At 57.7% G+C, this 11,629-nt stretch carries 8 protein-coding genes; 3 read left to right on the top strand and 5 right to left on the bottom strand.

Annotated elements, in window-relative coordinates; genetic code table 11:
• Positions 1-88: 88 nt before the first annotated feature.
• The 5 genes from frr to GCM43_RS04850 form a co-directional block, all read right to left on the bottom strand.
• A complete protein-coding gene (gene frr, locus GCM43_RS04870) occupies positions 89-649 on the bottom strand; it encodes a ribosome recycling factor (protein WP_152242382.1) in 561 nt (186 codons plus the stop codon).
• 222 nt (positions 650-871) lie between these two features.
• A complete protein-coding gene (gene pyrH, locus GCM43_RS04865) occupies positions 872-1,588 on the bottom strand; it encodes a UMP kinase (RefSeq protein WP_152242381.1) in 717 nt (238 codons plus the stop codon).
• Between the two features lie 148 nt (positions 1,589-1,736).
• Positions 1,737-2,648: a translation elongation factor Ts gene (tsf, locus tag GCM43_RS04860; RefSeq protein ID WP_152242380.1), complete on the bottom strand. Its 912-nt coding sequence runs from the start codon at positions 2,646-2,648 to the stop codon at positions 1,737-1,739.
• A gap of 165 nt (positions 2,649-2,813) precedes the next feature.
• On the bottom strand, positions 2,814-3,566 hold the full coding sequence (gene rpsB, locus GCM43_RS04855; protein WP_152242379.1) for a 30S ribosomal protein S2: 753 nt from the start codon (positions 3,564-3,566) through the stop codon (positions 2,814-2,816).
• 278 nt (positions 3,567-3,844) lie between these two features.
• A complete protein-coding gene (locus GCM43_RS04850) occupies positions 3,845-6,670 on the bottom strand; it encodes a TonB-dependent receptor domain-containing protein (protein ID WP_226929331.1) in 2,826 nt (941 codons plus the stop codon).
• Positions 6,671-7,331: 661 nt separating this feature from the next.
• Here GCM43_RS04850 and map point away from each other — a divergent pair.
• The 3 genes from map to GCM43_RS04835 are packed head-to-tail and all read left to right on the top strand — an operon-like array spanning position 7,332 to position 11,542.
• The gene (gene map / locus GCM43_RS04845; protein ID WP_152242377.1) at positions 7,332-8,141 is read left to right on the top strand and encodes a type I methionyl aminopeptidase; all 810 of its coding nucleotides are present in this window, start codon (positions 7,332-7,334) and stop codon (positions 8,139-8,141) included.
• Between the two features lie 41 nt (positions 8,142-8,182).
• Positions 8,183-10,750, top strand: coding sequence for a [protein-PII] uridylyltransferase (locus tag GCM43_RS04840; RefSeq protein WP_152242376.1), 2,568 nt, complete (start codon positions 8,183-8,185; stop codon positions 10,748-10,750).
• Positions 10,751-10,792: 42 nt separating this feature from the next.
• Positions 10,793-11,542 (top strand): pseudouridine synthase, encoded by a 750-nt coding sequence (locus GCM43_RS04835; RefSeq protein ID WP_152242375.1) that lies wholly within the window; start codon positions 10,793-10,795, stop codon positions 11,540-11,542.
• The last annotated feature ends 87 nt before the right edge of the window (positions 11,543-11,629 follow it).

The raw sequence follows: 11,629 nt of genomic DNA, 5'->3' as shown, positions 1-11,629 counted from the left end.
ATACCATATAAAAGGATTGCTATTATGCGCCAAATAGCACTGCCCGGGATAGACCAGCCGTCCCGGGCAGTGCTTGGGTCGCAAAAAACTAGACCGTCAGTACTTCTTTTTCCTTGTCGACGACCATTTTGTCGATGTCGGCAATAAACTTGTCGGTCAGTTTCTGCACTTCCTCGGACGAGCGACGCTCGTCATCTTCGGAGCAGGCTTTCTCTTTCACCAGTTTTTTCAGCGATTCGTTGGCGTCGCGGCGGATATTGCGCACGGCAATTTTCGCGTCTTCCGCTTCGCTCTTGACCAGCTTGACCATCTCCTTGCGGCGCTCTTCGGTCAATGCGGGGGTCGGCACGCGGATCATGTCGCCCTGGGCCGACGGATTCAAACCCAGGTCGGCGTCACGGATGGCCTTCTCGATGGTGGTCGCCATCTTCTTTTCAAATGGCTGTACGCCGATGGTACGTGCATCGACCAGTGTCACGTTGGCGACCTGGCTCAATGCCGTTGGCGAGCCATAATACTCAACCATCACGTGATCCAGGATACCCGTATGGGCGCGGCCGGTACGCACTTTGGCCAGATCGGCCTTGAGCGTTTCAAGCGACTTGACCATGCGTTCCTGGGCGTTTTTCTTTACATCAGCTAAGGACATGCTGCCCTCCTATTTTCCAGTGACGGCTACCAAAACCTGCTACGTGTCGGCTTTGACTAGCGTCGTTATTAATAATAAAGCTTGAAGTGGCGCCGTATTTTACACGCGCTGCCGGGAGTGTCGAAAACCGTTCAGGGCAAGGCGCAGCGCCGAAGACAGTACGCAGTGTACGGCGAGGCGCTGCAACGCAGCCATGGACGGTTTCTCGACACTCCGCAACTTTTACACGTGAACGAGCGTGCCTTCGTCTTCACCCATGATGACGCGCTTGAGCGCGCCGGGCTTGGTGATCGAGAACACCTTGATCGGCAGTTTCTGGTCGCGGCACAGCGCAAAGGCGGTGGCATCCATCACTTGCAGATGCTTGGAGATGGCATCATCAAACGAGATGGTGTGGAACAGCGTGGCGTTCGGATCTTTCTTCGGATCGGCCGTGTAGATGCCATCGACCTTGGTGGCCTTGAGCACGATCTCGGCGCTGATCTCGGAACCGCGCAATGCAGCGGCGGTATCGGTGGTAAAGAACGGGTTGCCGGTACCGGCAGCAAACACCACGACCTTGCCCTCTTCCAGGTACTGCAGTGCTTTCGGGCGCACGTAAGGCTCGACGACCTGCTCGATGCCGATCGCCGACATGACGCGCGCGGTAATGCCGACATGGCGCATGGCGTCGGCCAGGGCCAGCGCATTCATCACGGTGGCCAGCATGCCCATGTAGTCGGCAGTGGCGCGGTCCATGCCTTGCGCACCGGGCGCGACGCCACGGAAGATATTGCCGCCGCCAATCACGATTGCCAGTTCCACACCCAACTTTGCCACCTCGGCCACATCGGCAACCATGCGCTCGATGGTGGCGCGATTGATGCCGTAGGGATCATCACCCATCAGGGCTTCGCCGGACAACTTGAGGAGGACGCGCTTGTAGGCTGGTTTTGACATGAGCTGGGGCTCCATAAATGAGGTTATTCGAGTATGACATGGCGCAGTGTCAGGCAGCGCCGGATAGGTGCGCGCAACTGCCCATGTCGCCACCCGGCGTGCATCGACGCGGGCGGGCCAAAAAAACGGGCCTCTCGGCCCGCTTTACTTACGCTCCCTGGGAGGCAGCCATTTGTGCAGCAACTTCAGCTGCGAAGTCGTCTTGCTTCTTCTCAATGCCTTCGCCGACCACGTACATGGCGAAACCTTTGACGCTGGTGTTGGCAGCTTTCAGCATTTGCTCAACCGACAGCTTGTCGTTTTTCACGAAAGCCTGGTTCAGCAGCGATACTTCTTTCAGGAACTTCTGTACCGAACCTTCCAGGCGCTTGGCCAGGATTTCTGGCGATTGCGCTGGCTTGCCTTCGGCAGCAGCTTTGGCTGCATCTTCTTCCGCTTTCAGTTTTGCAACCGAACGCTCTTTTTCGATCAGCTCGGCCGGCACTTCGTCGGACGACAGCGATACCGGCTTCATCGCAGCGATGTGCATCGCCACGTCTTTGCCTACTTGCTCGTCGGCGCCGTCGAATTCGACGATCACGCCGATGCGCGAGCCGTGCAGGTACGATGCCAGCTTGGCGGTCGTTTCAAAACGCTGGAAGCGGCGGATAGTCATGTTTTCGCCGATTTTGCCGATCAGGGCAGCGCGCACTTCGTCCAGGGTCTTGCCGTCGATTGGCAGGGCCAGCAGGGCAGCCACGTCGGCCGGGTTGTGCTCAGCGACCAGGCGAGCGGCGTTATTGGCCAGCGCCAGGAAGTCGTCGTTTTTCGCAACGAAGTCGGTTTCCGAGTTCACTTCAACCAGTGCGCCCACGCCGTTGGCGATGTAGGTTGCCACCACGCCTTCGGCGGTGATGCGTGCCGATGCTTTCGATGCCTTGCCGCCCAGCTTGACGCGCAGGATCTCCTCCGCACGAGCCATGTCGCCTTCGGCTTCGGTCAGTGCTTTTTTGCATTCCATCATTGGTGCGTCGGTCTTGCCGCGCAGTTCGCCTACCATCGCTGCTGTAATCGCTGCCATGTGTTTCTCCTGATTCGGTGAGTCGACAGCTGCGGTTCGGGCTTGTGCCCCGCCAGCATGCCTGTCGAATTTTTGTTAAAAAAAAGGGGGAGCTGCTGCCACCCCTTTTTGAGTCCTTCTGCGTGCTACTGTGCTACAAACAGCTGCCTTTCGACAGCCTGGCCATTAAGCCTGTTCGTTAACTTCGACGAATTCGTCGCCAGCTGCTGCTTTAACCATTTCAACAACTTCGTTGCCAGCTGCTGCACGACCTTCGATGATTGCATCAGCAACACCGCGAGCGTACAGGGTGATGGCTTTCGAGGAGTCATCGTTACCTGGGATAACAAAGTTCACGCCTTCTGGCGAGTGGTTGGTATCGACCACGCCGATGACCGGGATGCCCAGTTTTGCAGCTTCGGTGATCGCACCTTTGTGGTAGCCAACGTCAACGACGAAGATTGCGTCAGGAACGCCGCCCATGTCCTTGATGCCGCCGATCGATTTTTGCAGCTTGATCATTTCACGCGAGAACATCAGCGCTTCTTTTTTCGACAGCTTTTCGATCGAACCATCTTCAACCATGGTTTCCATGTCTTTCAGACGCTTGATCGACGTTTTGATCGTCTTGAAGTTGGTCAGCATGCCGCCCAACCAGCGTTGATCAACGAAAGGCACGCCAGCGCGTTGTGCTTCAGCAGCGATGATTTCGCGAGCTTGACGCTTGGTACCAACCATCAGGATGGTGCCACGGTTTGCAGCCAGTTGACGCACGTGCTTCATTGCGTCCTGGTACATCGCCATGGTTTTTTCCAGGTTGATGATGTGGATCTTGTTGCGATGGCCGAAGATGAACGGTGCCATTTTTGGATTCCAAAAACGGGTTTGGTGACCAAAGTGGACACCGGCTTCCAGCATTTCGCGCATTGTTACGGACATTATTAACTCCAGGGTTGGGTCTGGAATCCGATCAGTCACCATACAGGCACCCTTGTCGACCGGATTCGCTTGTTTATATAAATAAATTTCAGCCCAGCTGCAGGCTGTTTTTAAACACTGCTCAAATGAGAATTCAAGCAACCCGGGATTTTACACTAGATTGACAACAACATCAAGCAGCAGCACATTTGCGGCACGCGCAGAAACAAAAAGCCCGCCAGGCGAACCTGGCGGGCCGTATTACGCTCTGACCTCCCCTCAGGGAGGAAGCAGATCAATTAAAACGATTGCGTGTAGCGAACGTAGATGAAACGGTCGATCGGCAGGTTAGGGTCAACTTTCGAGCCCGACGAGTCGCCGCTCAGCGTGATACGCGGAGCTTTGTCGAACAGGTTGTTGGCACCAACAGCGATCTTGCCTTTCCATGGGGTCGAGTAGCTTACGTTCAGATCGGTGTAGGTAACCGAACCGAGCTTGTTGTAAGCACCGTAGCCATCGGATTCGCCATCCGGATTCGAACATTGCAGTTCAGCGGTATAGCAATCATCCTTCACGCCGCTTGCATAGCGCAAGGTCACGGTCGAGGCCCAGTTGCCCAGGCTCCAGTCCAGCGACAGGTTCGATTTCAGACGGTTCACGCCGTAGTCGCCAGCGTACTCAGCCCAGTCAGCCGTTGCCGTGCTCTTCGAACGGTAGGTCTTCAGCCAGGTCGATTCCGAGCGAACGTTGAACTGACCGTAGGCCGTACGTGGCAGACGATAGTTCAGGCCGATGTCAACGCCTTCGGTTTCCAGTGCACCCAGGTTGGTGTTGCCACGAACCAGGTTGGTAATGGCACCGGTGCTGTCACGGGTGATCTTGTTGCAGAACTCTGCAACGCCTTGCAGGTAGCACTGGTTCAGAGTGTAAGCCGTCGATACTGCGGTGATGCGGTTGTTGACGGTGATATTGAACCAGTCCAGCGAAGCGGTCAGGCCAGGCACGAACGACGGGCTATATACCAGACCAACTGTCTTGGTTTTAGCCGTCTCCGGCGTCAGGCTGTCGTTACCGGCGCCCGAGCTGAATGGCACAGCGCTTTGCGACGAACCAATTACCGCGTTGCCAGCAGCATTTTTCTGACGGTAGCCAGCCGGTACCACGCGGGCGCAATTGCCGACGATGGTGGCGTTCTTCGAACCGTATTGGGTATCGCAGACGTCCAGATAGGTGTCGTAGGTCGACGAGCCGCCGCCGAACGTATCGTTCAACGATGGAGCACGGAAACCTTGAGCCCAGGTAGCGCGCGCCAGCAGATCGCTCACTGGCTTCCACATCACACTGACTTTGCTGTTGGTGGTGCTGCCAAAATTGCTGTAGTCGGAATAGCGGCTGGCCAGATCGAGCGACAGGTGCTTAGCGAATGGCACGTCTTTCAGCAGTGGAACACTTGCTTCCAGGTATGCTTCTTTAACGGTGTAACGGCCATAGGTTGAGTTGTACGACAGGTCGGTCGTCAGGCTGTTGGCCGTCATTTGATCCGGCACGTCGTAACCACGCACTTCGCGATGCTCAAGACCGGCTGCAAAGCCGACGTTACCTGCTGGCAGGCTGAACAATTCACCATTGATATCGGCGGTAGCGCTGTTGACAGTGCTGCCGTAGATGGCGTGGCTGTCGCTGCCGATAAACTTCAGCATTTCAGGAGTGCTTGCCGATGGGCCGCCCAGGATATTGAACGGTACGCACTCGCCCAGGGCGATCGGCGCAGCAGCGGTACCGCACTGCACGATGCCACTGGCATTGAGGAACGATGGACCAACTGCCTTCTTCAGGTTAACCAGGTTGATGTTACCGGTGCCGTTGGACTGGCCGGTGACCTGGCTGTGATTGTAGCCAGCAGACCAGCCCCATGGCAGGCCGCGCACGGTGAAATCGCCTTCAACCACAGCGTCAACGTGCAAAGTCTGGTTTCTGCTATCGGTAATACGCGGCATTTCCACCATGCGACGGTAGAAGTACATATCCTTGCCTGCGCCACCGGTGACCGAACTGCCGTATGGGTTGTAGTAGCTGTTCTTGTCCAGGTAGACCGGGAAACGCGCCTGGTTCTGGCTGTTCAGCGGATAGCCGGCATTCTGACGGGTCGAGCTACGCTCGGAGAACATTGCCGTGCTCTTGAAACGCAGATCCCATGGCAGTTGCAGCTCGCCTTTGGTAAAGATGGTCGTCAGCTCGGTCGGAGCCTGGAACATCATCTGCTGCGTCGAGTTATACAGGTCGTTGTCGTCTGCGACACCGTTCACCAAGTAATTATGGTAGTTGGCAGGATTGCGCGAATCGGCGCCGACGCCGTTCGGGCTTTGCCAGGTACCGGTGTGGTTCAGGTACTGATTGATGCCGGTAGGACCGCCATTGGCAAGCACGTCACGGATACGGCCCCATTCACCAACGCCCAGGCCAGCGGTCGGGTGATTGGCATTCGAGGTCGAGGTGATATCGCGCTTGTTGCTCCAGACCGTACCGGAAGTGGTGTGCGAGACACTGAACATCAGCGATGCCTTGTCGTCGCCGCCACCGTAGGAAATATCGTAATCGGAGTTCTTGCCATCGCCTTTTTCGTTAATGCCGCGATAGATGCTGACACTGCCGCCCTGCAGCGAACGCTTCAGGATGATGTTGACCACACCGGCGATTGCGTCGGAACCATAGATCGCCGAGGCGCCGTCCTTCAGAATCTCGATACGATCGATCATCGAAGTCGGAATGGTCGACATGTCGGTATAACCGGCAATGGTAGTCGTCCAGCGTTTGCCATTGACCAGAACCAGCAGGCGCTGTGCACCCAGGTTACGCATGTCGATGTACTGACCGCCTTGTTCGCGGTTCGACGTCAGCGTTGCACCTTTGCTGAATGCTGGAGGACCAGCCGAAGTGAGCTGATTCAGCACGTCACCTACAGTAACCAGGCCGCTAGCCTGAATTTGCTGCGATGTCATTTTCAGAATGGGCTGAGCGGTCTCGAGATCAACCTGGCGAATGCGCGAGCCGGTAACCTCAACACGTTGTGGCGCTTCAGCTGCAGCTTGAGTCTGAGCAAAAGCGGTCAGCGAATTCAAAGCCATTGCCACTGCTACGGCAATCTTGGTGCGTTGATGCATAAATTCTCCGATTTGAAAATACTACTACCTACTGATCTAGTCAGGCTCTTGTGAACACAAGAAATTATGTTCAATGTCTTTATCGACCAAATGCAACGGACATGTCCCTGTCTGTTAGTCGCTTTATGAGCGACACTGCATGATCGTTTTATGACATGGACGTCATCAAACCACTTTCCCAGCGGCACTGTCAATGAAGCAAGACTGTTAATTCAGCAGATAAACAACACTTTTTTGACGTAAAAAATATCTCATTTTGATATGCAAAAAAACGTCGTTACATTGGTGCGCCGCCGCATTTTCCCTAATCCGGTGCACTATTCTGAAAGTACGGCCTGGCATGCCACGCTTCGGTGCAGAGGCACGGAGCACTCAAATACTGGCTTAAGTGCTCATTCCGCCATGCTTTCAGCACTACTTGCAAAGCAGCAAAAACACCCATGCCGGTATCCTCGAGTTCAGCCCGCACCAATTCGATGCACCAGCCAAAGGCGCCGGCAATCTACCGGAAAGTCCCTCCGCGGCACATGTTTGGCTCGTTTATAATTTCGGCATATTTGCAGATTTTTTTCCTGAAAAACAGGTCTGCGCTTTTTTATCTTTTTTTGCAGATAGCGAAACACCCATGTCCACCATCCGTATCAATACCGCCGCCGACATCGAAGGCATGCGCGTCGCCGGCAAGCTCGGCGCCGAAGTGCTCGACTACATCACGCCGTTCGTCAAGGTAGGCGTGACCACCGGCGAACTCGATCGCCTGTGCCATGAATACATGGTCAACGTACAGGGCAGCATCCCTGCCCCGCTCAACTACTGCCCGCCCGGTTATACGCCGTACCCGAAAGCCATCTGCACCTCGGTCAACGATGTGATCTGCCACGGCATTCCTGGCGACAAGGTTCTGAAGAATGGCGACGCCGTCAATCTCGACATTACCGTGATCAAGGATGGCTACCATGGCGACAACAGCCGCATGTTCCTGGTCGGCACGCCGTCGATCCTGGCCAAGCGCCTGTCGGAAGTGACCTATGAATGCATGTGGCTGGGCATCGACCAGATCAAACCGGGCGCGCATCTGGGCGATATCGGCCACGCCATACAGCAGCATGCGGAAAAAGCCGGCTACAGCGTGGTGCGCGAATTTTGCGGTCACGGCATCGGCAAGGTGTTCCATGAAGAGCCGCAGGTCTTGCACTACGGCAAGCCCGGCACGCTTGAACGGCTTGAAGCAGGCATGATCTTCACGGTCGAGCCGATGATCAACGCCGGTCGGCGCGACATCCGCGAAATGAACGATGGCTGGACCATCAAGACCAAGGATCGCAGCCTGTCGGCGCAGTGGGAGCACACGGTGCTGGTGACAGAAACAGGCTATGAAATCCTGACCGTTTCGCCCGGCATGCCACCGCCGCCGGCATTCATCAAGACAGCCTGAACCGAATCCGCCCACCTGCCACCTGCCCTGACCATCGCGCCATGAACAAGCACGTTCGAGAACAACTCAAGCAGCAACTCAAAGCTGACCGCCAGCTTATCCTGGCCGCCTTTCAGGCGGACGGCAAGCCCGAAAAGCTGCTGCGCAGCTTGCGCCACAGCGTCGACGGGGTGCTGGCACAAGCCTGGGAAGAAGCGCAATTGCCAGACGACACTGCGCTGGTCGGGGTGGGCGGCTACGGGCGCGGTGAGCTGTTTCCCTATTCCGATATCGACCTGCTGATCCTGCTGGGCCAGGCGCCCGACGCCGCCACGCAGGAAAAACTCGAAGCGCTGGTGCAGCTGCTGTGGGACCTGGGGCTGGAAATCGGCCACAGCATCCGTACCGTCGACGAATGCATGAGCGAGTCGAAAGCCGATATCACGGTCCAGACCAGCTTGCTGGAGGCGCGCCTGGTCACCGGCGACCTGCCACTGTTCGAGCAGTTGCAGCAGCGCTATGCCGCCGCCATGGATCCGCAGGCATTTTTCCAGGCCAAGACCGCAGAGATGCGCCAGCGCCACGCCAAGTACGAGGACACGGCGTTCAGCCTGGAGCCCAACTGCAAGGAAAGCCCGGGCGGCCTGCGCGACCTGCAGGTGATCCTGTGGGTCGCCAAGGCGGCCGGCCTGGCCAACTCCTGGCGCACGCTGGCCACCGGCGGCCTGATCACGCTGACCGAGGCGCGCCAGTTGATGGAAAAAGAACGCGCCTTCAAGGATATCCGCGTGCGCCTGCATCTGCAGGCCGGCCGGCGCGAAGACCGACTGGTGTTCGATGTGCAGACAGCCATTGCGCAGTCGCTGGGACTGCAGGCCACCGGCAGCGGCCCGAACATGCGCCGCGCCAGCGAAATTTTGATGCAGCGCTATTACTGGGCTGCCAAGACGGTCACCCAGCTCAATACGATCTTGCTGCAAAATATCGAAGCACGGCTGTTCCCGCAGGACGACCAGCCGGTGCCCATCAATGCGCGCTTCAATGAGGTCAACAGCCTGATCGACATCAGTGGCGACGACACTTTCGAGCGCCACCCTTCGGCCATGCTGGAAATTTTCCTGCTGATGACGCAGCGCCCTGCCTTGAAAGGCATGACCTCGCGCGCCACGCGCGCGCTGTGGCATGCGCGCTTCAAGATCGATGCGCAATTTCGCCAGGATCCGGCCAACCGCGCGCTGTTCCTGCGCATCATGCAGGCACCGGTGGGCGTGATTCATGCGCTGCGGCGCATGAACGAAATGAGCATCCTGGGGCGCTACCTGCCCAATTTCCGCCGCATCGTCGGCCAGATGCAGCACGACCTGTTCCATGTGTACACGGTCGACCAGCATATCCTGATGGTAGTGCGCAATATGCGCCGCTTTACCATGAGCGAGCATGCCCACGAATATCCGTATTGCAGCCAGCTGATGGCCAATTTCTCGCAGCCCTGGCTGCTGTATGTAGCGGCGCTGTTCCACGATATCGCCAAGGGCCGCGGCGGCGACCATTCCAAGCTCGGCGTGGCCGACGCCACCCAGTTCTGCCAGGAACACGGCTTGTCGGCCGATGAAACCGAACTGGTGGCGTTTCTGGTCGAAAACCACCTGAGCATGTCGCAGGTGGCGCAGAAGCAGGACCTGTCGGACCCGGACGTGATCCAGGCCTTTGCCTCGATGGTGCGCGACGAGCGCCACCTGACGGCCCTGTACCTGCTGACGGTGGCCGATATCCGCGGCACCAGCCCGAAGGTGTGGAATGCCTGGAAGGGCAAGCTGCTCGAAGACCTGTACCGCGTGACCTTGCGCGTGCTCGGCGGCGAGCCGCACACGGCCGACCGCGAACTGAAAAACCGCCAGCAGGAAGCGCTGTCCACGCTGCGCCTGTACGGCCTGCCGGCAGACGCCCACAAGAAACTGTGGCAGCAGCTCGACATGGCTTATTTCCTGCGCCACGACGCGTCCGATATTGCCTGGCAGACCCGCTCGCTGTACAACAAACTCGACAGCGATGTGCCGGTGGTAAAATGCCGCCTCGCGCCGATCGGCGAAGGCCTGCAGGTGGCCGTCTGGGTGCGCGACCAGCCGGACCTGTTTGCCCGCATCTGCAGCTATTTCGACCGCAAGAACTTCAGCATCCTCGATGCGAAGATCCACACCACGAATCACGGCTATGCGCTCGACACGTTCCTGGTGACCGAACAGAGTTTTGCCAAGAGCTACCGCGACATCATCAGCCTGATCGAGCACGAACTGGGCGAGCTGCTGCTGTCGCAGGCGCCGCTGGCGCCGCCCAGCAAGGGCCGCCTGTCGCGCCTGTCGCGCAGCTTCCCGCTGCAGCCGACGGTCGATCTGCGACCCGATGAGCGGGGCCAGTACTACCTGCTGTCGGTGGCCGCCAACGACCGTACGGGGCTGCTGTATTCGATCGCCAATGTGCTGACCAAATACCGCGTCAACCTGCATACGGCCAAGATCATGACGCTGGGCGAGCGGGTGGAAGATGTGTTCCTGGTTGATGGCGCGGCGCTCAACAGCGCGCGCAACCAGATTTTGCTGGAAACAGATTTGCTCGATGCGCTCAAGGTGTAGGCCGCCAGCGTCGATAGCACTACTTTTAAACGATAGAACAACATGACCGAAGAATTATTACGCCTGTCCAAACGCATGTCCGAACTGGGACTGTGCTCACGCCGCGAAGCCGATGAATGGATCGCCCGCGGCTGGGTGCGGGTAGACGGCAAGGTGGTATCCGAACTGGGCAGCAAAGTCACGCCAAGCCAGCGCGTGACCGTCGAACGTCAGGCCGCGGCCGAGCAGTCCAAGCGCGTGACCGTGCTGATCAACAAACCGATGGGCTACGTCAGCGGCCAGGCCGAAGATGGCTACACGCCGGCGGTAGCGCTGATCAAGGCCGAGAACCGCTGGGCGGAAGACAAGAGCCCGGAGCAGTTCCATCCAACCCAGCTGCGCAGCCTGGTGGCCGCTGGCCGTCTCGATATCGACTCGGTGGGCCTGCTGGTGCTGACCCAGGACGGGCGGGTGGCCAAGCAGCTGATCGGCCAGGATACCGAGATCGACAAGGAATACCTGGTGCGCGTAACGTACACCAAGGGCGAGACCCTGCCCGACAGCGACTTGCGCAAGCTCAACTTCGGCCTGTGGCTCGATGGCAAGCCCTTGCTGCCGGCCAAAGTGCGCTGGCAGAATGAAGACCAACTGAGCTTTACCCTGCGCGAGGGCAAGAAACGCCAGATCCGCCGCATGTGCGAAGCGGTGGGACTGAAGGTGCTGGGACTGAAACGCGTGCGCATCGGCAAGGTAAAACTCGGTGACCTGCCGCCGGGCCAATGGCGCTATCTGGGTGCGGATGAACACTTTTGAGCTTCGCCCAAAACATAAGCAAACAATAACTATTGTGAATTAGTTAGTAAATATTGCTGTAAGCCTATACACTGTGTCCAACTTAGA

The sequence above is a fragment of the Janthinobacterium aquaticum genome (assembly GCF_009208565.1).
GTDB lineage: Bacteria > Pseudomonadota > Gammaproteobacteria > Burkholderiales > Burkholderiaceae_D > Janthinobacterium.
This window is presented reverse-complemented; position numbering and strand designations above follow the sequence as displayed.

Coding starts and splice junctions, on each gene's coding strand:
- frr (WP_152242382.1), bottom strand. CDS start 649: ATGTCCTTAGCTGATGTAAAGAAAAACGCCCAGGAACGCATGGTCAAG.
- pyrH (WP_152242381.1), bottom strand. CDS start 1,588: ATGTCAAAACCAGCCTACAAGCGCGTCCTCCTCAAGTTGTCCGGCGAA.
- tsf (WP_152242380.1), bottom strand. CDS start 2,648: ATGGCAGCGATTACAGCAGCGATGGTAGGCGAACTGCGCGGCAAGACC.
- rpsB (WP_152242379.1), bottom strand. CDS start 3,566: ATGTCCGTAACAATGCGCGAAATGCTGGAAGCCGGTGTCCACTTTGGT.
- GCM43_RS04850 (WP_226929331.1), bottom strand. CDS start 6,670: ATGGCTTTGAATTCGCTGACCGCTTTTGCTCAGACTCAAGCTGCAGCT.
- map (WP_152242377.1), top strand. CDS start 7,332: ATGTCCACCATCCGTATCAATACCGCCGCCGACATCGAAGGCATGCGC.
- GCM43_RS04840 (WP_152242376.1), top strand. CDS start 8,183: ATGAACAAGCACGTTCGAGAACAACTCAAGCAGCAACTCAAAGCTGAC.
- GCM43_RS04835 (WP_152242375.1), top strand. CDS start 10,793: ATGACCGAAGAATTATTACGCCTGTCCAAACGCATGTCCGAACTGGGA.